Raw genomic sequence first — 21,163 nt, forward strand, 5'->3', positions numbered from 1 at the left:
GCACGCCGTTGTCCGGTGGAGATCAGAACCACTGCTTGTAGCGGCGCACATAGATCGTCTTGACGATCTGCGCGAGCAGGATGTAGCCGACCATCGTCGCCGCGAGCCACAGCCAGTAGGTCCCAGGCAGATGCATGAAGCCGAGCGACTCCGCGAACGGCGAGAACGGCAGCCAGCAGCCGATCGCGATCGCGGTGAACGTCGACAGCAGCACCGGCAGCGCGGCCGTGCTCTGCAGGAACGGGATCTTCTGCGTGCGCAGCAGGTGCACGACGAGCGTCTGCGACACGAGGCTTTCGATGAACCAGCCGGAGTTCATCACGATCTGGCCGCTCGAGCCGCCGTGCAGGTGATACATCGCACCGGCGCCGAACACGGTCCACATCAGCACGTAAGTCGTGATGTCGAACACCGACGAGGTTGGCCCGACCCACAGCATGAAGCGGCCGATGTTGCCGGCTTCCCACTTGCGCGGCTTCTTGAGGAACTCCGGATCCATCCGGTCCCACGGCAGCAGCATCTGCGACGTGTCGTAGATCAGGTTCAGCACGAGCAGCTGGGTTGCGAGCATCGGCTCCCATGGCAGGAACGCGCTGGCGACGAGCACCGAGAACACGTTGCCGAAGTTCGAGCTGGCGGTCATGTTCAGGTATTTCAGGATGTTGCCGAACGTCTCGCGGCCCTTGATCACGCCTTCCTCGAGCACCATCAGGCTCTTTTCGAGCAGGATGATGTCGGCGGTTTCCTTCGCGATGTCGGCGCCGCTGTCGACCGAGATGCCGACGTCGGCGTCGCGCAGCGCGGGTGCATCGTTGATACCGTCGCCGAGGAAGCCGACCGTGTGGCCGTTCGCCTGCAGCGCCTTCACGATGCGCGCCTTCTGCAGCGGCGTGAGCTTCGCGAACACCGTCGTGCGTTCGACGACCTGCGCGAGCGTCGCGTCGTCGAGCGCCTCGATTTCGGCGCCGAGCATCGGCTTGCCCGGTTCGAGGCCGACCTGGCGGCAGACCTTCATCGTGACGGTCGGGTTGTCGCCCGTCAGCACCTTCACCGACACGCCGTTCTCGCGCAGCGCGGCAAGCGCCGGCGCGGCCGATTCCTTCGGCGGATCGAGGAAGGTCAGGAAGCCGCGCACGACGAGGTCGCGCTCATCGGCGGTACGGTACTGCTCGCGTTCGTCGCCGCGCGGGATCATGCGCGTCGCGAGCACCAGCACGCGGAAGCCATCCTCGTTGTAAGCGTTCGCCTGTTCGAGCAGCCGCTTGCGCGCGACGAAGTCGAGCGGGCGCACGCCGTCCTCGTCCTGCACATGGGTCGACACCGCAAGCATTTCCTCGACCGCGCCCTTGCAGATCAGCAGGTGCGTACCGTGCGTGTCCTCGACGACGACCGACAGGCGGCGACGCACGAAGTCGAACGGCAGTTCATCGATCTTCTTGTAGCCTTGCGGCTTCACGCGGTCACCGATCTCGTCGGCGCGCGCGACCACGGCGATATCGATCAGGTTCTTCTGGCCGCTCTGATGGAAGCTGTTCAGCCAGCCGAGCCGCAGGATGTCCTCATTCTTGTGGCCGGACAGGTCGAGATGGTGTTCGAGAATGATCTTGTCCTGCGTGAGCGTGCCGGTCTTGTCAGTGCACAGCACGTCCATCGCGCCGAAGTTCTGCACGGAGTTCAGCCGCTTCACGACGACCTTGCGACGCGCCATCGCGATCGCGCCGCGCGCGAGATTCGCACTGACGATCATCGGCAGCATCTCGGGCGTGAGGCCGACGGCCACCGCGAGCGCGAACGTGAGCGCGCTCAGCCAGTCGCCCTTGGTCAGGCCGTTGATCATGAACACGATCGGCACCATCACGAACATGAACTTGATCAGCAGCCAGCTCACGCTTGCGACACCGCGATCGAAGCTCGTCTCGATGCGCTTGTGGCTCACGACGTTGCGCGCGAGCGAACCGAAGTAGGTGTCCTCGCCGGTCGCGACGACGACGGCCGTCGCGGTGCCGCTCACCACGTTGGTGCCCATGAAGCACACGTTCTCGAGATCGAGCAGCGACGTCGACGCCGACGCGTCGTTCGCCGCGCCGGGTTTGCCGGCCATGCCCGTCATGTCCGACGCGCCCGTGTTCGCCGACTTGCCGGCGACCGCGCCGAGCGTGTCGTACTTCTCGACCGGCAGCGCTTCACCGGTCAGCACGGCCTGGCTGATGAACAGGTCGCGCGACGCGAGCAGGCGCACGTCGGCGGGAATCATGTCGCCGGCGGACAGATGCACGATGTCGCCGACCACGACTTCGCGCATCGGCACCTCGCGGCGTGCCGGCTCGGACGTGTCGGTCACCGCGCGCTGCACGGTCGCCGTCGTGCGGACCATCGCCTTGAGCTTTTCGGCCGCGCGCAGCGAACGGAATTCCTGCACGAAGCGCAGCAGCGCGCTGATCGTGACCATCGTCAGCAGGATCGTCATGCCCACATAGTCGCGATCGTCGGGCGCCGCGAAATAGACGTCGGTGCAGAAGCTGATCGCGGCCAGCACGAGCAGCACGTAGACGAACGGATTGTGGAACGCGTGCAGCAACTGGCGCGTCCAGTGCGGCGGCTTGTCGTGCGCGATTTCGTTCGGACCGTGGTGCTGCAGACGGTCGACGGCCTGGTCGTAGGTGAGGCCGCGCGTGCTGGTGCGCAGCGACTTGAAGGTTTCTTCGAGCGGGCGGGCCGCTTCCTGCGCGGCGCGCATGATGCGCGGTTCGTTCTTTTGACCGGGGCCGGCGTTGATGAAGCCGCGCTGTTTCGGTTGCGAGGTATTGCGTTGTGTCATGAGTCGCTCCTTGCGCACGAGGCGGCGGGCGGGGAGCGACTGTGACGTTATCGACGCACGAGCACTCCCCGCCGCGTCGCGTCAGGCGCGATCGGCTGTGGATCGGTGAAGAGGGGAACGCTCGCCGGCGCGCGGAGTGCGGTCGGAGAATCGATGCGCAGCGTCGCACCGGCGAGCGGTAATCGACTACTGTCGTCTGAGTTCATCTGCACTCCTGTCGGTTTCGGGTGGCGGGCACGGGCGATCGGCAACCGCGCACGCACGAAGGCGCGCGGCCGGATGGCACGCGAACGGAACACGCACGCAGTTCGCGCTGCGCGCAGCACGAACGCACGCGCGCGGCAGCGTATCGATGCGCTGCGCGGGCATTCGGCAATATCGAAAAATTCGGCGGGGGATTCTGGCCGGTCAGGCCGGAAGGGCGCCGCATCCTGCTTCCCGGGATGCGGCAGAAGACGAGGCTCTGCGCGGTTTCCTCAGGCAGCAGTCAAGTTGGTCGAGGACCAACTACAACTCGCATCGGTGTTCACAGAACACTCCATGTAATCAGACGGGGGCGATGGTAATGGGTCGTCGTGCGAAGCGTCAACCCTTTTTCCACACGTTGCTCAGGCAATTCTTGCAGAACGTTAGCGCGGCGATGCCGGCTCCGCGAATGAAAAAACGCGCGCGCGCTGGGCAGGCATGCGCGCGGTTGCGTCGAGGCGACGTGCCCGTTACTGCGTGGCGGCCGTGACGGCAGCGCCTGCGTCGGCGATGCCGGAGCCGGCCGGCAGCGCCGTGCACGACGTGCCGGTCGGCAGCATCGCCGCACGCGCGCCGCCTTGCAGCTTCTGCTGGATCTGCGCGGGCGTGAGGTTGCCGTTCACCGACAACATCAGCCCGACGATGCCCGTCACCTGCGGCGTCGCGAGGCTCGTGCCGCTCGCGGTGTCGTACGTGTCCGTACCCGGCGTCGTCGTGCCGCTGTTGGCCGTCGACAGGATGTTGACGCCGGGTGCGCTCAGCGCAACGTCGACACCGAAGTTGCTGAACGATGCGCGGCGGCCGGTCGCGTCGGTTGCGCCGACGCTGATCACGCCGCGGCAGTTCGCCGGCTGGTCGAGCCCGGTTGACAGGCCGTCGTTGCCGGCGGCGACGACGACGGTCACGCCCTTCGCGTTCACGTCGTCGATTGCCTGCTGGAACGTCGCGCTGCACGCGCCGACGCCGCCCAGGCTCAGGTTGATGACCTTCGCGGGATTCGGGTTGCTCGGCACACCGGCGACCGGAATGCCGGCCGCCCAGCGCATCGCGTCGGCGATGTCGCTCGTCGTGCCGCCGCACTTGCCGAGCACGCGCACCGGCAGGATCCGGCCGAGCCACGACACGCCGGCGACGCCGATGCCGTTGTTGGCGGTCGCGCCGATCACGCCCATCACGCGCGTGCCGTGCCAGCTGCTGCTGCTCGGTTCGCTCGCGCAGTGATAGTACGGGCCGCTGGAATCGTCGAGTTCCTGCTGCGTGACCCAGTCGCCCGGATCGGTGGCGTCGATGCCGCGCGTCTGGCCGTTGTTGCTGGTGTTGACGTTCGAGATGAAGCTGTAGCCGGGCAGCAGGTTGCCGACGAGGTCGGGATGCGGCCGGTAGCCGGTGTCGAGCACGGCCGTGACGACCGTCGGCGAACCCTTGGTCCGCGTCCAGGCGGGCGGGGCGTTGATGCCGACGCTCGCGTCGGACAGATCCCACTGCTGGCTGTATGCGGGATCGCTCGGCATGTCGCGAATCTGCATCGGGTGATCCGGTTCCGCGTGGTCGACGTCGCCGTCGGCCGCGAACGCCTGCGCGAGCGCCGCCGCGTCGCCGGACGCGATGCGCTGGCCGATCGACAGCACGGCCGCGCCGTCCGACAGGGTCCGCTCGACCTGCACGTTCAGCGATGCCTGCGACGTCGTCACGGCGGCATAGGCATGTGCGGCACTGGTCGTCGTCGGTGCCGTCCAGCGCGTCATCGAGCGCCGGATCACCGCGTCGAGCCGTGTGCCGGTGTCGCGGGCGGCCATCGCGCGCGTGGCCGTCAGCGTCTTCAGCTTGACGATCAGGTGATCGACCGGCGGCTCGACCGGCGCGGTGGTCTGGGCAGCCATCTGCACGGCAGCCTGCTGCGTCGCGCACGCATTGCTGCCGCTGGCCGCGGGCGGGGTGGTCGGAGCGGGCGCGGGGGCCGGCGCAGCATTGGAGGAAGACGGATTGCTGCCGTCGCCGCCACCCCCACCGCCACAGCCGGCGAGCGGAAGCAGGGCGGCGGCGGACAGCATGCCGGCGAGCATGCGCGCATGAGCGGAGCGGGCCAGCGCGAAATTGAAACGTTTGGCTCTCATGGTGAGACTCGATCCTCATAGATAACCGTCGTGCTGGCGGTCGTGCCTGGTCCGGAGGAACACCGGACCTTGTCGTTTTTGTCTGACATTCATCGCAAGATTGTTGCGACGCGCCATGCACTGGGTAACGGCCGCCACGGGCGCTTCTTGAGCGCGGTTCGCGAGAAAAAAACGGGTTGCCGCAAACGATTACGTTGCTGCGTTGCAATGCGATTGCGGGTCCAGAGCGGACGACCCGGCAGGCGGGATGCGAGCGAACGCGGCTGCCCGGGCGCGACGCGGGATGCACGCGTATTTGCGCGCCACGGAAAATGCGTCGTCCGCGCGCGCCGTGGTGGACGGTTGCCTACGCTTTCCCTGATGCGACGCGAATTTTGTCGGGCGTACGATCGCGATTCGATCAACGTTTCGTCAGGAGAAAAGCATGGATCGCCGCTTCCGTTGGTTGGCCGTCGCGCTGACCTGCGCGCTGGCGGGCACCGCGCACGCGCAGGCCCTCACCGGCACGCTGAAGAAGATCAAGGACACGGGCGTCGTGTCGCTGGGTATCCGCGAATCGTCGGTGCCGTTCTCGTATTCGGACAACCAGCAGAAGAACATCGGCTACTCGCGCGACATCGCGGCGCGCATTATCGACACGCTGAAGACGGAGCTGAAGGCACCGAACCTGACGGTGAAGGAAATCCCGATCACGTCGCAGAACCGGATTCCGCTGCTGCAGAACGGCACGATCGACTTCGAGTGCGGGTCGACGACCAACACGCTGGAGCGGCAGAAGCAGGCCGCCTTCTCGAACAGCATCTTCCTCTACGGGATCCGCTTCAGCACGCGCAAGGATTCGGGCGCGAAGGACTTCCAGGACCTGGCCGGCAAGACAGTCGCGACGACGGCCGGCACGTCGGACGAGCGCCTGCTGCGCAAGCTCAACGAGGAGAAGGGGATGAACATGACGATCATCAGCGCGAAGGACCACGCCGAAGCGTTCATGAACGTCACGACGGGGCGCGCGGTCGCGTTCGTGATGGACGAGCCACTGCTGTACGGCGAGATCGCGAAGGACCGCAACCCGGGCGCCTACACGGTGGCGGGCACGCCGCTCGTCCATGAAAATTACGCGTGCATGATGCGCAAGGACGATCCGGCGTTCAAGCACGTAGTCGATGGCGTGATCGCGAAGATGCAGACCTCGGGCACGGCCGAGAAGCTCTACGACCAGTGGTTCATGCAGCCGATTCCGCCGAAGGGCGTGAGCCTCAACTATCCGCTGTCGCCGGAGATGAAGCAGCTGTTCAGGAATCCGACGGATCAGGCGCAGTACTGATCGACGCATAGTGGTGGAGTTGCATCGTCGATAGAAAACCGCCGGCACACGCCGGCGGTTTCGGTTTTCGGCCCGGTCGCTCGCGTGATGGAACCGAGCGTCAGGCCTTGATTTCCGGCACGCGTGCGGCCGGCCTGGCCGGTGCCGCCGGGGCCGGTGCCATCGAACGCATGGACGGCTGCGCCGGCACGAGCACGACGACCGGTTCGGGCATCGCCCACAGCGGCATCGCGAACCCGACGGGCTGCGGCATCGGCATCGCGAACGCGTTGGCGAGCGCGACATGCTGCAGCGCCATCATCTGCTTTAAAGCCGGGGCAGTGCCCGCCGGACGGAGCCGTGCCGGGGTTCCCGAGGCGACTCGCCGGGGAACCTGAACGGGCATCTAGCGCGTTTCGGCATGTGCCGCAATCGGCATTCAACCTCGTCCGCGCCATGGGATTCCGGTCGCGTCGCGCAACAACAGGCACAATATGCGCTTCGCCACGCACCGTTGTTCGTCATTCGAACAAGCCGGCGCGTGTCGCCGCCGTCCGAATCCTTCCCGGTTGTCATGAACGCCTCGCTCACTCCTGCGCGCGAATCGAACTCGCCGCGCTTCCTGTTGTTCCTGATTTGCCTGTTCGCCTCCGCAGGCCAGCTCGCGATCGACATCTACGTGCCCGCGCTGCCCGACATGGCGCGTTCGTTCGCGACCACGCCGCAGGCGATCCAGTCGAGCGTGTCCGGCTACATGGCCGCCTATGCGCTCGGCCAGCTGATCTTCGGCCCGGTCGCCGATGCGTACGGACGCAAGCGGGTGCTCGCGTTCGGGCTCGTCATCTACACGATCGGGTGCCTGCTGTCGCTCGGCGCGCCGAACCTGGAGACGTTCGTGCTGGCGCGCTGCCTGCAGGGTTTCGGGATCGCGACGACGAACCTGCTCGCGAAGGCGATCATCACCGACTCGTTCTCGGGCCAGGCGCTGATGCATGCGTTCACCTACATGTCGATCGCGTGGGGGCTCGCACCGATCATCGCGCCGGTGATCGGCGCGCACCTGCAGGAATGGTTCGGCTGGCGCGCGTGCCTCGTGTTCCTGCTGGTGTATTCGCTGGTGATGTGGGCGCTGTTGTGGCACTACCGGGAAACCTTGCCGAAACCGGTCCGTCTCGAGCCGCGCACGCTGATGGCGAACGCGGGCAAGGTGCTCGCGAGTCCGGTGTTCCAGAGCTGTTTCCTTGCCCAGGGGCTGTGCTACAGCATCCTGCTGGTGTTCAACATCGTCGGGCCGTTCATGGTGCAGACCACGCTGCACAAGCCGCCGACCTTCTTCGGCTATCTCGCGCTCGGGATCGGGCTGATGTATTTCCTCGGCGGACTGTCGAACCGGATTCACGGGCACGGGCTGCCGAGCGCCGAGCAGCGGCTGCGCATCGGCGCGCGCGTAATGGCGGCCGCGGCGGTCGTGATGCTCGTGCTGGCGCTGACCGTCGGCCTGCGCGTATGGACGCTCGCGACGCCGGTGCTCGTGATGGGTTTCTGCGCGGGCGCGATGTATCCGACGCTGATGGCCAAGGGCAACTCGCTGTTTCCGCATATCGCGGGGCTGACGAGCGCGATCCTCGGGTGCGCGCTGTTGCTCGTGTCGTCCGCGATGATGGGCCTCGCCGGCTTCGTGTCGGTGCAGGTGCTGACGCCGCTCGCGGTGTTCTTCGTCGCGCTGTCGTTCATCGTCGTGTGGATGGTGACGAAGCTGCTGCGCTACCTGACGCAGCAGCAGGCCGCGAGCGTTGCTTGCGGAAGCGGGGAGGCGGCGTAAGCCGCAGAAGCTGCGTTCGTGGCTGCCGCAACGGCACGCCGGCCGCTCACAGCGGCTGCGCCGCGCCCGCCTGCGCCAGCAGCGAAACGGCGACCGGATCCGGCATCCCGTTCGAATCGATCGCACCGGCCTTGGCCAGCGCGTCGAGATCGCTGTCGATGCCCGGTTGCCCGACCACGAACGGCGTCGTCAGGAAGGCCGGCGTCGACAGCGTGACCGAATAGCGCTGCTGCAGGTTCGTCACCACCGCCGATTGCGCGGCCTGCACCCTGCCCGGGCTGCCCATCACCTGCTGGAAGTGTGCATTGCCCTGGAAATTGCCGATCAGCCCGGCCGTGTTCGTGCCGAGCTGCGCGGCGAGATAGACGAGCATCAGCTCGGTCTCGGGCGTCGTGTTGAAGGTGCCGCCCGCGTAGGCGAGCGAATGCAGGCTCGTGCCACCCGACGCGACGGTAATCACGCACGGCAGCGCGGCGTTGACCGTCACGCGGTAGTTGCCGCCGCCGTCGGTCAGCGTCGTCGCCGAGCCTTGCGCGCAACTGACCGTCACCGATGCGCTCGCGAGCGCGGTGCCGGTGGCCGCCGTGCCGGACAGCGCGACGGTCTGCGTGTTGTTGTCGTTGAAGCAGACGTCGACGCCGAAGCAGGCGTCGCCGTTGCAGCCCGCAAGCGTCGCGAGGGCGGCGACGCAGGCCGTGCTCAGCGCGGGGCGGAGGAAGCGCGGATGTCGAAGGTTCATGGTCGCGGGCGATCGGGAGAAGGGACGCGGCAGGGCAACCGGTGTGCGCCGATGCATCGGCGCACTGTTCCTATTCTAGGTCTGCGATCCGGGGATTGCTTGCCGGTTCGTTCGCCGTCGGCCGGGGGCTTGCTACGGTTTGCGTGAGCCCGGCTTCGCGAACGCCCCCCGCACCTCGAAGCCGATCGCATCCGCGACGTTGCCGCGCGCGTCGACGAGTTCCAGCCGGTGCCGGCCCGGCCACGGCATCCACGCGATGCGGTCGGCATGCCCGATCACCTTGTCGTCGAGCCGCCACGCGAACCGCGCGGCATGCCCGGACGACCGCTCGAACCAGATCCGCTGATTCTTCGGCGGAATGTCCGGATCGATCGCGAAGATCGTGCCGTCGGTCGGGGCGCCGATCGTCAGCGGCGCGCGCGCGCCGTCCTTGCTCGGCGTGACGGGCGCCGCGAGCCGGATCGTGTCGAGTGCCGTGCCCGCGACGAACCACTCGTTGCGCGACGGCTCGACGTCGCGCTCGAACGTGATGCGGCGCGTTTCGACGCCGGCCGGCGGCCTCGGCGCGCGGCTCGGCAGGTCGCGGTGCAGGTAGCCGACGACGGCCGACCACACCGGCGACGCACCCGTCACCCCCGACACGTCCCACATCGGCGAGCCGTCCGCATTGCCGACCCACACGCCGACCGTGTAGCGCGACGTGAACCCGACGGTCCAGTTGTCGCGCATGTCCTTGCTGGTGCCGGTCTTGACCGCCGAGAAGAAGCGTGTCGCGAGCGGGTTGTCGAAACCGAACGTGCGCACGCGCGCGTTGTTGTCGGAGATGATGTCGGTGACGACGAAGCTGGCCGCTTCGCTGAATACGCGCGTGCCGTTATCCGGACGTCCCGGTGCCGATGCGACGGATGCAGGTGACGGCACGGGCAGGTCGACGACCTTGCGCGCGACGCCGCCGTTCGCGAGCGCGCGATACGCATTGGTCAGCGACAGCAGCGTGACGTCCGCGCTGCCGAGCGCGAGGCTGAAGCCGTAGTAGTCGCCTTCCTGCGCGAGTGGCAGGCCGAGCGCGGTCAGCGTGCGCGCGAAGCGGTGCGGCGTGACGAGCACGAGCGTGCGCACGGCCGGCACGTTCAGCGAGCCGCCGAGCGCGGTGCGCACGCTCACCCAGCCCTTGAAATCCTTGTCGTAGTTCTGCGGAATGTAGAGGCCGCCGCCGGCCGCGAGGTTGATCGGCGCATCGTCGAGCAGCGACGCGGCCGTCAGCCGCTTCTCGTCGATCACCTGCGCGTAGAGGAACGGCTTGAGCGTCGAGCCGGCCTGGCGCGGCGCGAGCACGGCGTCGACGTCGCGCGCGCTCGACAACGCACCCGACGAACCGACCCACGCGCGAATCTCGCCGGTCGCGTTGTCGATCACGACGACCGCGCCATCCTGCACGTTGCGACGGTGCGCGGGCGCGTTGAGTTCGGTCAGCGCGCGCGTCAGCGTGTCGCGCGCGAAGCGCTGCAGCGGCGCATCGAGCGTCGTGCGCACCTGCGCACCGGCCGCCGGCTTGACCTCGGCCGCGATGCGGCGCGCGAAGTGCGGCGCCAGAGCAGCACCGTCGTCACGCACCGCGTTGGCCGGGCGCGCGATCACGAGCTGCACGTAGCCGTCGAGCGACGCGCACGCCTGTTCCGCATGCATGTCGCGCAGGATCCGGCACGCGCGCTCGGCGACCTTCGCGGGTGCCGCGTTGGGGGCGCGCACCAGCGCCGCGGCGATCGCGGCTTCGCGCGCGTCGAGGCCGGACGGCGCCTTGCCGAACAGCACCTGCGACAGCGCGGCGAGCCCGACCGTCTCGCCGCGGAACGGCACGAGATTCAGGTAGGCCTCGAGAATCTGGTCCTTGCGCCAGCCGCGTTCGAGCAGCAGCGCGTTCACCGCCTGCGTGGCCTTTTGCGGCAGCGAGCGCTGGCCCGAACGGTGCGGCGAATCACTGAGCAGCCCGGCGAGCTGCATCGTCACGGTCGACGCGCCGCGCGTGCGCTCGTTCCACAGATTGCCCCAGGCGGCACCTGCGATCCCGCGCCAGTCGACGCCGCTGTGTTCGTAGAAGCGCTTGTCCTCGGACACGACGATCGCCTCGCGGAACGCGGGCGACACGTCGGCGAGCGACACCCAGTCGCCGCGCCGCTCGGTGAGATCGACGCGCGTGCGCTGCAGCGGCGTGCCGTCGCGCGCGAGCAGCACCCAGTCGGAGCTGCGCCAGTTGCGGCGCACGTCGTCGTAGCTCGGCAGCGCATGCGCGACGAGCGGCGCGGCCAGCACCACGGCGACGAAGAGGCGGCCGGCGAAGCGCGCCGGCCGCGGCAAAGCCAGATCGATCATGACGTACTCGTTACTTGCCCGCGTCGGCCGGCTTCACGGTCATCGGCGGGTTCGGCCACAGGCCGTAGACGGACGGCGCATACAGCGCCTCGACGCGGGTCGGCGGCAGTCCGAACGTGCCGACGTTGTTCAGCCGCACCGTGTACTCGACCGAGAATTTGCCCTTCGGCAGATAGTCGTAATACGCGCGGTAGCCGTCGAAGTCGCGTTCGACGAACGCGGGCCACGCGCCGTCGGGCCGCTTCTCGTCCTGCGTCGCGGCTTCCGAGTCGCGGCCGAGGCCCGAGCCGAGGATCGTCGCGCCCGACGGGATCGGATCGTTGACGACGACCCACGTCATGTCGCTCTGCGCATCGATGTCGAGATGCACACGTACGACGTCGCCGCGCGTCAGCACGCCCTTGACGGTGGGCGACACGGGCGTGACGGTCTTCGTGATCCGGTAGCCGGCCGCGAACGGCGCGCGCAGCGGCACGGCCGCGAGGCTCTCGACGGTCGCCCATGGGCGGCCCGTGCCGTCCTGCTTGACGGACAGCGTGGCCGGCGCCTGCGATGCACGCGGCCACGGCATCAGCACGCTGCGTGCGGTGGCGGCGCGCGTCGCGGCGGTGGCCGATGCGGGCGCGTCGGCGGGCGCCGGTGCCTGCGACCACGAGATCGCGCGCTCGTTGCCGCCGAGCGCGACCTTCGTCGTGCCGGTGACCGGCACGCTCTCGTAAGTGCGCGAGAAGCGCTCGACCGCGAGCTGGCCGAGTGCGTTCGACGTCGTCGTCTGCCATGCGCCCTGGCGTTGCAGCGCGAGCAGGCCGGCCGTCACGCGCGGCATCTCGTCCTTCCACGCCGGGTCGCCCGCGAATTCCAGCGCAAGGCGCGCGGCATTGGTCTCGTTGCTCGTCATCAGCCACCACAGATCGTCGTCGCGCGCGGTCGAGAACACGAGTTGCGTGCCTTGGTACGTGAGGCGCGCGCGCAGGATCTGCTCGACCTGCGCGCGTTTCTCGTCGCGCTGCGGGATGTCCTTCACGCGCGTGAGGATCGCGTGATAGTCGATCACCGCCGACGTCGGCCACTGGTTGGGCGCGATCTCGATCGAGCCGAGCATGCGGCCTTGCGCGGCGCCGTAGCGCGACAGCGCCTCGATCGCGGCGAGCTTGCGCAGGTCGCGATCCTGGCGCGGCGCCCACGCGTTGCGCTCGATGCGGCCGTCGACGAAGCGCGCGAGCCCGGCCTCGAGCTGCGTGCGCAGGTCTTCCGGCAGCGCGAAGCGCGGGTCGAGGCGGCTCGCCTCGTCGGCGACCACGAGCAGGTACGACGACAGCGTCGGGCTGCCGTAGTGCGCATCGTCGGACGACGGCGGGAAGTAGCTCGCGAGCCCGTCGCTGTCGAGATAGACAGGCATGCGCGCAACCAGCGCCTGCCATTGCGCGGCGTCGTGCAGGCCGATCGCGCGCGAGGTCTGCTGTTCGAGGCACCTGTACGGATAGCGCTCGAACCAGCGCCGCACGCCGGGCAGGCCGTCGGCGAGCTTCGACTGCAGCGACACGGCGATGCCGCCGCGCGGTGCGCCTTGCGCGTTGTTGACGGCGCCGGCCGGGGCCGACACGGGTAGCGTCAGCGTGCCGTCGACCTGCGCGAGCGTGGCCTGCTGCACGGTCACCGGTAGCGCGGGCACGACCTTCTGCGCGACGGCCAGCGCGTCGGCCGCGCGCTTGCCGCCTTGCTCGGCTGCCTCGATGCGCCAGTTCAGCGCGCCGGCCGCGTCGAGCGCTTGCTCGGGCACGGTGATCGTCCACGCGACCTCGGTCGCCGCATTGGCTGCGAGCGACACGGTTTGCGGCGCGACGTCGAGGCCCGTCACGTGCGGCGTCACGACGACCTGCATCGCGCGGTCGGTCGTGTTGCGCAGCGTGACCTGCGCGCGGAACGCGTCGCCTTCGCGCACGAGCGGCGGCAGGCCGGAGATCAGTTGCAGATCCTGCGTGCTGCGGATCGACGTGCTGCCGGTGCCGAAGCGGTCGGGGCCGACTGCCGCGATCGCGACGATCCGGAAGCGCGTGAGCGCGTCGTTCAGCGGCACCTCGACGGTTGCGCTGCCGTTCGCATCGAGCGTCACGCGCGGATTCCACAGCAGCAGCGTGTCGAACAGCTCGCGCGTCGGCGCGCTGCCGCCACCGCCGCCGGCCGGCACGGCCTTGCGGCCGAAGTGGCGGCGGCCGACGATTTCCATCTGCGCGGTGGCCGTCTCGACGCCGTATGCGCGTCGCTGCAGCATCGCGTCGAGCAGGTCCCAGCTGTTGTTCGGCATCAGTTCGAGCAGCGCCTCGTCGACCGCCGCGACCGCGATCTGCGTGCCGGCGGGCGCGGGCTGGCCGTTCGGCAGCGTGACCTTCACGTGCGCCTGTGCCTTGCTGCGCACCGTGTAGCGCGTCGCGTCGGTCGTCACGGTCACGCCGAGACGATGCACGCCCGTGCCGACCTTGATTTCGCCGAGGCCGTAGCGGAACGCGGGCTTCGACAGGTCGACGAACGCGGTCGGCGCTTCATAGTGACGGCCTTCGCGCCAGAACGCGCGCGCCCATTCGATCGGCGCCTTCCAGCCCCACGTGAAGAACGAGTACCACGGCACTTCGCGGATCCGGCCGCGCAACGCGAGCACCGATACGTAGACGTTCGGCCCCCACGATTCGCCGACCTTCAGGTCGACGGTCGGGTTCTTGCCATTGAGCTGCACGACGTGCGTTTCCATCACGCCGCCGCGTTCGACCGCGACGAGGGCGGTCGCGTAGCGGAACGGCATGCGCACCTGGAAGCGGGCCGTTTCGCCCGGTTCGTAGGCGGTCTTCTCCGGAATCACGTCGATCCGGTCGGTGTTGTCGCCGCCGAACCAGAGTTCGTCCTCGCGCGTGACCCAGACGGACGTCGACGCGTTCGACGTGCGCCCGTCGCCGTCCTTCGCGACCGCGATCAACTGGACGTTGCCGGCCTGCTCGAGCGTCGCGTCGCAGGCCATGCGGCCCTTGTCGTCGGTCTTGCCCGAGCACAGCACGCCGAGGTCGCGCGTGTCGCTCTTGTTGTCGTACGCGTAGAAGCCGCCGACCATCCGCTTGCGCGACGACGTCGTGACGTGCGCGACGCCCTTGATCTCGATCGACACCGACGCGCGCGGCTTGCCCTGCAGGTCGACTGCGAGCGCCTGTACCGGCACGCGCTGGCCGACCGACACCCAGCGGCCGGCCTTGATACCGGCCACCACCGCGGCTGGCCACAGGATCGTGTCGCCGCGGATCGTCTGCACTTCGCCGTTCGGGTCCGCGAACGTCGCTTCGAGCGCGATGCGCTTCGGCGCATCGACGTCGGGCAGGCCCTTGAGCGTGACGGACCCCGCGCCGTTGCGGTCGAGCGTCAGCGGCAGCTTGTCCGCGATCAGCTTGGTTGCATCGGGATCGTTGTTCGCGGCCGATGCGCTGTCGCCGTCCTGCGAATCGTCGTCGGCGTTGCCGTCGCTGCGCTCCGGACGATAGGGCGTGAAGCTGAAGTCCTCGAAGCGATCCGCGAACGGGGGCGACGCCCACTTCATCAGCGCCGACACCTGCACGGGCAGGTTCGATGCACCGCCGCCCGACACGTAGTCGATCTGCACCGCGAGCGGTGCTTCCTTGACCGCGACGAGCGGGCTCTTCTGCGCGTCGCGCGCGCTGATCGTCCCCTTGAGCACCGGCAGGCGGAACGCCTCCACGCGGAAGCTGCCGCTGTAGTAGCTGGTGGTCGGCGCATCGTCCGGGCCGCCTTCGAGCGATACGCTGTATTCGCCGAGCTTCGCCGCGGGCGGCAGCGCGAACCGGGTATCCGCGCTGTGGTCGGCCGACCACGTGAGCGGCAGCTTGTAGGTCTGGTCCGAGCCGAGATGGCGGATCGTCACGCGCGTCGGGTATTGCGCCGGGAACGCGAGACTCTGCAGCGTCTCGGTGCGCAGGAAGTGCTTCATCGACACGGTTTCGCCGGCACGCAAGAGCGTGCGGTCGAACACGGTATGCGCGCGCACGGTCGGTGCGCTGTCGGTGTCGGTCGGCACGTTGAAGCGCCACGACTCGATCCCGCGGTTCCAGTTCGAGCTGACGAACGCCATGTCGGGGCCCGTCTTCGGATCGTCGACGCGCGCCGACACGAAGTAGTCGTCGAAGCGTTCCGACTGGCTGCATTCGTGTTTCGGCTCGAATGGGCCGTCGATCTTCAGCAGGCCCTGTGCATCGGTCTTGCCGGATGCGATCTCGTCGCCGTTGCAATCCGATACGCGGATCTGCGCGTTCGGCACCGGCTTGCCCTTGTCGAGTGTCGTGACCCACACGAGGTTGTTCTCGCGGCCCTGTTTCAGGTGCACGCCGAGGTTCGTGACGAGGACGGTCGTGCGCACGTACATGCTCGACGGCTTCGCGAGCAGCGAGCGGCCGAGCGCGGGCGACGCGAGTTCGAGCACGTAGAAGCCGGGCTTGTCGATCGGCACGCCGACGACCTCGAACGGACGCAGCATCTTCGGATCGGCCTTCGGCAGCGTCAGCGCCTGCGCACCCGGTTCGCCGGCGAGCAGCGACAGCGAGCGCACGTCGATGCGGCGGTTCTGCGGCGCGGGCATCTTCTCGCCCGCCTCGAGCGGCACGTAGACGGGGTGCTGGCCCTTGCGCCGGAGCAGGCCCGGCATGCGCTCGTCGATCGTGCCGGCCGTCATCGACCAGTTGTCGAAGCGCTCGACGGTGCGCATCCATTGACGGATCGCGGTGTCGTCGTCGACCTTCAGGTTCGAGAATTGCGCACCGCTCGTGTTGAGGCCCGCGATATGCAGGTCGGCCTCGACGTTGCGCAGCGTGACGGGCACGAGCGCGGGCGTATCGGGTTCGGCGAAGCGCTCGACGATCCCGAAGGTGCCCGACGAGAATTTCGCGAGCGGCGGCATCGGCGCGGTGCGCGTCGCGAGCGGGAACAGGTCGGCGTTCGCGAGCGAACGGTCGGTCACGTCGCGCAGGCCGGACGGCAGCTCGATCGTCAAGCTTGCCTGCGCGGGCAGCGGCGGATTGAACGTGACGGTCGTCACTTCGTCGCTGTGGTCGTCGGCGGCGAAGGTCGGTGAAAGCGAACCGTCAGGGCCGCGCAGCTTGATTGCCTCGGCGTTCTTGCGCGAGATCGGCGCATTGAACGACAGCGTCAGCGGGCGCAGCGGCGTGCACGGCGCCTTCGCGTTCTCGCGTTCGCACGAGAAACTCGCGGCGAACGGGGCGCGCACCGTGAAGTCGAAACGGCGCTCGGTGTCGTTCGCGATGCCGCTCGGGCTTGCGACGCCCTTGCCATAGACGAGCTGCATCTTCGCGCTCGCGGGTAGTGCCTGCGCGCACGACAGCGTCAGCACGCGCGCGGCGTCCTTCTTCAGCCCGAAGTGGTCGAGCAGCGCGTTGCGCGTGTCGTCGTCGGCGGCCGTGACGGGGATGCGGTTGCCGATGCCGGCCGCTTCGCACCAGATGTTCGCGAGCGCGGAGCGCGGCTCGGCCGGGCCGTTCAGCTTCAGCACGAAGACCTGGCGTTCCTCGATCTCGCGCGAGCCGGGACGCACCGTCACCGGGAACGGGCCGCCGGTTTGAAACGTGAAGCGGCGCGGGCCGCTTACCGCATTGCCGGCGACCGAGCGCAGCGCGTCGTTGAGCGCGACCGAGCAGCGCACGCCCGGCGGCAGGTCATTCTCGAAATCGTAGACCCAGGTCTTGTCGTCGAGCCAGTGACCCTGGCCGCGTGCGGCGGCGGAATCGTTGCAGGTCATGCGCGCGGGATTCGGCGCGGATGCCGAGCCGAACGCGACCATCGGTTCGTCGAACTTGACGACGCTCTGCCGGACTTCGGTGACCGTGCCTTGCGGCGATACGCTCACAGTGCGTGCCGCGAGTGCATGCAGCGACAGTGCCGCGGCGCCCCCGAGTGCGGCGACCGCGCCGATGCGCCAGAGCGGCCGTGTGATGGGATTGGATTGATGCGTGTTGTTGTGTTTGTCGCGCTGCTTCATCGCTCGATGCCCTCGGAGGGAAGCTTTCTGTTTGATTGCACGCGATTCTAACCGACGGGCATGTGAGCGGATGACCGGAAGCGGCGTGTCGTCGGGTTGCGACACATCGGCATCCCAATGCAGAATTGTCGCGTCGACGACACAAAATTGCAGCGAAATGTCGAGTGTCTCGGATTGCGGAACATTTAATGGACTATAAAAGCATTGTCCAATCCGAATTGTGCGCGTACATTTCAGGGCCGCGCGAAAGTTTGAGAAATATCAAGCGTGGTTTTCCCGAATCCGGTGTTCGAGAGAAGGAAACATGCACAACGACAACACCCCCCACTCGCGTCGTGACAACGACGCAGCCGCATCCGGCATCACGCGGCGTCAATGGCTGCAGGGCGCACTGGCGCTGACGGCGGCGGGCCTCACCGGCTCGCTGGCGTTGCGGGCCCTGGCCGATAATCCCGGCACCGCGCCGCTCGACACGTTCATGACGCTGTCGGAAGCACTGACAGGCAAGAAAGGGCTGAGCCGCGTGCTCGGCGAACGCTACCTGCAGGCGTTGCAGAAGGGCTCGTTCAAGACGGCCGACGGCCTGTCGCAACTCGCCGGCGCGCTCGCATCCGGCTCGTTGAGTCCCGATCAGGAAGCATCCGCGCTGTCGATTCTCGGCGCGTGGTATCTCGGCGTCGTCGACAACGTCGTGATTGCCTACGAAGAAGCATTAATGTTCAGCGTCGTATCCGATACGCTCGTGATCCCTTCGTATTGCCCCAACAAACCCGGCTTCTGGGCCGAAAAACCGATCGAGAGGCAAGCCTGATGGCCGATACCGATACGCAAAAAGCCGACGTCGTGGTCGTCGGGTCCGGTGTCGCCGGCGCGATCGTCGCGCATCAGCTCGCGATGGCGGGCAAATCGGTGATCCTGCTCGAAGCAGGCCCGCGCATGCCGCGCTGGGAAATCGTCGAGCGCTTTCGCAACCAGCCCGACAAGACGGACTTCATGGCGCCGTACCCGTCGAGCCCGTGGGCGCCGCATCCGGAATACGGCCCGCCGAACGACTACCTGATCCTGAAGGGCGAGCACAAGTTCAACTCGCAATACATCCGCGCGGTGGGCGGCACGACGTGGCACTGGGCCGCGTCGGCGTGGCGCTTCATCCCGAACGACTTCAAGATGAAGACCGTGTACGGCGTCGGCCGCGACTGGCCGATCCAGTACGACGACCTCGAGCATTACTACCAGCGCGCCGAGGAAGAGCTCGGCGTGTGGGGCCCCGGCCCCGAGGAAGACCTGTACTCGCCGCGCAAGGAGCCGTACCCGATGCCGCCGCTGCCGTTGTCGTTCAACGAGCAGACGATCAAGAGCGCGCTCAACGGCTATGACCCGAAGTTCCACGTGGTGACCGAGCCGGTCGCGCGCAACAGCCGTCCGTACGACGGCCGGCCGACCTGTTGCGGGAACAACAACTGCATGCCGATCTGCCCGATCGGCGCGATGTACAACGGCATCGTGCACGTCGAGAAGGCCGAGCAGGCCGGCGCGAAGCTGATCGACAGCGCGGTCGTCTACAAGCTCGAGACGGGTCCGGACAAGCGCATCGTCGCCGCGATCTACAAGGACAAGACGGGCGCCGACCATCGCGTCGAAGGCAAGTACTTCGTGGTGGCCGCGAACGGCATCGAGACGCCGAAGATCCTGCTGATGTCGGCGAACCGCGATTTCCCGAACGGTGTCGCGAACAGCTCCGACATGGTCGGGCGCAACCTGATGGACCACCCTGGCACGGGCGTGTCGTTCTACGCGAGCGACAAGCTGTGGCCGGGCCGCGGCCCGCAGGAGATGACGTCGCTGATCGGTTTCCGCGACGGCTCGTTCCGGGCGACCGAAGCCGCGAAGAAGATCCACCTGTCGAACATGTCGCGCATCAACCAGGAGACGCAGAAGATCTTCAAGGCCGGCAAGCTGATGAAGTCGGAGGCGCTCGACGCACAGATTCGCGATCGCTCCGCGCGCTACGTGCAGTTCGACTGCTTCCACGAAATCCTGCCACAGCCCGAGAACCGCATCGTGCCGAGCAAGACGGCCACCGACGCGGTCGGCATTCCGCGCCCGGAAATCACGTATGCGATCGACGACTACGTGAAGCGCGGCGCCGTGCATACGCGCGAGGTCTACGCGACGGCCGCGAAGGTGCTGGGCGGCACGGACGTCGTGTTCAACGACGAGTTCGCGCCGAACAACCACATCACGGGCGCGACGATCATGGGCGCGGATGCACGCGACTCGGTCGTCGACAAGGACTGCCGCACGTTCGACCATCCGAACCTGTTCATCTCGAGCAGCTCGACGATGCCGACCGTCGGTACGGTAAACGTGACGCTGACGATCGCGGCGCTGGCGCTGCGGATGTCGGACACGCTGAAGAAGGAAGTCTGACCGTGCGGAAATCTACTCTCACCTTCCTCCTCGCCGGTTGCCTCGCGCTGCCGGGTCTCGTGCGCGCGGCCGATTCGGCCGATCCCGCGCAGATCAAGCGCGGCGAATACCTCGCGGTCGCGGGCGACTGCATGGCCTGCCACACCGCGAAGGGCGGCAAGCCGTTCGCCGGCGGTCTCGGAATGCCGGTGCCGATGCTCGGCAAGATCTACACGAGCAACATCACGCCGGACCCCGACACGGGCATCGGCAACTGGACGTTCGACGACTTCGAGCGCGCGGTGCGTCACGGCGTGTCGAAGAACGGCGACAACCTGTACCCCGCGATGCCGTACGTGTCGTACGCGAAGATCAACGAGGGCGACGTGCAGGCGTTGTACGCGTACTTCATGCACGGCGTCGAGCCGGTCAAGCAGACGCCGCCGAAGAACGAGATCCCCGCGCTGCTGAGCATGCGCTGGCCGCTGAAGATCTGGAACTGGCTGTTCCTGAAGGATGGTGCATACGAGCCGAATCCGTCGCAGAGCGCCGAGTGGAACCGCGGTGCGTACCTGGTGCAGGGCCTCGCGCACTGCAGCACCTGCCACACGCCGCGCGGCATCGCGATGCAGGAGAAGTCGCTCGACGAGACGGGCGGCAGCTTCCTGTCGGGCTCGGTGCTGGCCGGCTGGGACGGCTACAACATCACGTCCGACCCGAACGCGGGGATCGGCGGCTGGACGCAGCAGCAGCTCGTCCAGTACCTGCGTACCGGCAGCGTGCCGGGCGTCGCGCAGGCGGCCGGTCCGATGGCCGAGGCGGTCGAGCACAGCTTCTCGAAGATGACCGACGCCGACATCGGCGCGATCGCGACGTACATCCGCACGGTGCCGGCCGTCGCCAACGGCGACGCGAAGCAATCGCGTTCGTCGTGGGGCAAGCCGGCGGAAGACGGCCTGAAGCTGCGCGGCGCGGCGCTCGCGTCGTCGGGCATCGATCCGGCGCGGCTGTATCTCGGCAACTGCGCGACGTGCCACCAGATGCAGGGCAAGGGCACGCCGGACGGCTATTACCCGTCGCTGTTCCACAACTCGACGGTGGGTGCGTCGAATCCGGCGAACCTCGTGCAGGTGATCCTGAACGGCGTGCAGCGCAAGGCCGGCAGCGAGGACGTCGGGATGCCCGCGTTCCGCAACGAGCTGTCGGATGCGCAGATCGCCGCGCTGGCGAACTACCTGACCGGCCAGTTCGGCAACCCGGCCGCGAAGGTGACCGAGCAGGACGTCGCGAAGGCGCGTTGAT

Annotated in this window: 9 protein-coding genes and 2 pseudogenes; 5 read left to right on the plus strand and 6 right to left on the minus strand. The window is 67.8% G+C overall.

Annotated features, from left to right (window positions below; genetic code table 11):
- Window positions 1–22: 22 nt before the first annotated feature.
- Together mgtA and AC1Z3W_RS08005 are read right to left on the minus strand one after the other, a co-directional pair.
- Window positions 23–2,818: a magnesium-translocating P-type ATPase gene (gene mgtA, locus AC1Z3W_RS08000; protein WP_124832244.1), complete on the minus strand. Its 2,796-nt coding sequence runs from the start codon at window positions 2,816–2,818 to the stop codon at window positions 23–25.
- A gap of 716 nt (window positions 2,819–3,534) precedes the next feature.
- Window positions 3,535–5,295: pseudogene (locus AC1Z3W_RS08005) on the minus strand (S8 family peptidase).
- Window positions 5,296–5,602: 307 nt separating this feature from the next.
- Between AC1Z3W_RS08005 and AC1Z3W_RS08010 the strand changes: the two are divergent.
- Window positions 5,603–6,499, plus strand: coding sequence for a glutamate/aspartate ABC transporter substrate-binding protein (locus AC1Z3W_RS08010; RefSeq protein ID WP_483507406.1), 897 nt, complete (start codon window positions 5,603–5,605; stop codon window positions 6,497–6,499).
- 100 nt (window positions 6,500–6,599) lie between these two features.
- Here AC1Z3W_RS08010 and AC1Z3W_RS08015 read toward each other — a convergent pair.
- A pseudogene (locus tag AC1Z3W_RS08015) lies at window positions 6,600–6,806 on the minus strand (hypothetical protein); the annotation flags it as partial.
- A gap of 246 nt (window positions 6,807–7,052) precedes the next feature.
- On the opposite strand from AC1Z3W_RS08015, the gene AC1Z3W_RS08020 reads away from it, so the two are divergent.
- A complete protein-coding gene (locus tag AC1Z3W_RS08020; protein ID WP_057924949.1) occupies window positions 7,053–8,300 on the plus strand; it encodes a multidrug effflux MFS transporter in 1,248 nt (415 codons plus the stop codon).
- 46 nt (window positions 8,301–8,346) lie between these two features.
- Here the strand turns inward: AC1Z3W_RS08020 and AC1Z3W_RS08025 are convergent, their stop codons facing one another.
- From AC1Z3W_RS08025 to AC1Z3W_RS08035, 3 genes are all read right to left on the minus strand, one after another.
- Window positions 8,347–9,039, minus strand: a complete 693-nt coding sequence (locus AC1Z3W_RS08025; protein WP_175824576.1) for a hypothetical protein — start codon at window positions 9,037–9,039, stop codon at window positions 8,347–8,349.
- Between the two features lie 132 nt (window positions 9,040–9,171).
- Window positions 9,172–11,409: a penicillin-binding protein 1C gene (pbpC, locus tag AC1Z3W_RS08030; protein ID WP_483507407.1), complete on the minus strand. Its 2,238-nt coding sequence runs from the start codon at window positions 11,407–11,409 to the stop codon at window positions 9,172–9,174.
- A gap of 10 nt (window positions 11,410–11,419) precedes the next feature.
- A complete protein-coding gene (locus AC1Z3W_RS08035) occupies window positions 11,420–17,452 on the minus strand; it encodes an alpha-2-macroglobulin family protein (RefSeq protein ID WP_483507408.1) in 6,033 nt (2,010 codons plus the stop codon).
- Window positions 17,453–17,756: 304 nt separating this feature from the next.
- Between AC1Z3W_RS08035 and AC1Z3W_RS08040 the strand changes: the two genes are divergently transcribed.
- From AC1Z3W_RS08040 to AC1Z3W_RS08050, 3 genes are read left to right on the plus strand one after another with little or no spacing between them, the layout of a single operon-like run.
- Complete coding sequence (locus tag AC1Z3W_RS08040; RefSeq protein WP_175824578.1) at window positions 17,757–18,263, plus strand: sugar dehydrogenase complex small subunit; 507 nt, start codon at window positions 17,757–17,759, stop codon at window positions 18,261–18,263.
- Entirely contained in the window at window positions 18,263–19,882 is a 1,620-nt protein-coding gene (locus AC1Z3W_RS08045) for a GMC family oxidoreductase (RefSeq protein ID WP_483507409.1), read from the plus strand. Before AC1Z3W_RS08040 ends, AC1Z3W_RS08045 begins: the two co-directional genes overlap by 1 nt.
- Before the next feature lie 2 nt (window positions 19,883–19,884).
- On the plus strand, window positions 19,885–21,162 hold the full coding sequence (locus tag AC1Z3W_RS08050) for a c-type cytochrome (RefSeq protein WP_483507410.1): 1,278 nt from the start codon (window positions 19,885–19,887) through the stop codon (window positions 21,160–21,162).
- Window position 21,163: the final 1 nt, after the last annotated feature.

Source organism: Burkholderia sp. 10_S31 (assembly GCF_056930375.1).

Excerpts from the sequence above, each read along its gene's own strand:
- mgtA (WP_124832244.1), bottom strand. The coding sequence starts at position 2,818 with ATGACACAACGCAATACCTCGCAACCGAAACAGCGCGGCTTCATCAAC.
- AC1Z3W_RS08010 (WP_483507406.1), top strand. The coding sequence starts at position 5,603 with ATGGATCGCCGCTTCCGTTGGTTGGCCGTCGCGCTGACCTGCGCGCTG.
- AC1Z3W_RS08020 (WP_057924949.1), top strand. The coding sequence starts at position 7,053 with ATGAACGCCTCGCTCACTCCTGCGCGCGAATCGAACTCGCCGCGCTTC.
- AC1Z3W_RS08025 (WP_175824576.1), bottom strand. The coding sequence starts at position 9,039 with ATGAACCTTCGACATCCGCGCTTCCTCCGCCCCGCGCTGAGCACGGCC.
- pbpC (WP_483507407.1), bottom strand. The coding sequence starts at position 11,409 with ATGATCGATCTGGCTTTGCCGCGGCCGGCGCGCTTCGCCGGCCGCCTC.
- AC1Z3W_RS08035 (WP_483507408.1), bottom strand. The coding sequence starts at position 17,452 with ATGAAGCAGCGCGACAAACACAACAACACGCATCAATCCAATCCCATC.
- AC1Z3W_RS08040 (WP_175824578.1), top strand. The coding sequence starts at position 17,757 with ATGCACAACGACAACACCCCCCACTCGCGTCGTGACAACGACGCAGCC.
- AC1Z3W_RS08045 (WP_483507409.1), top strand. The coding sequence starts at position 18,263 with ATGGCCGATACCGATACGCAAAAAGCCGACGTCGTGGTCGTCGGGTCC.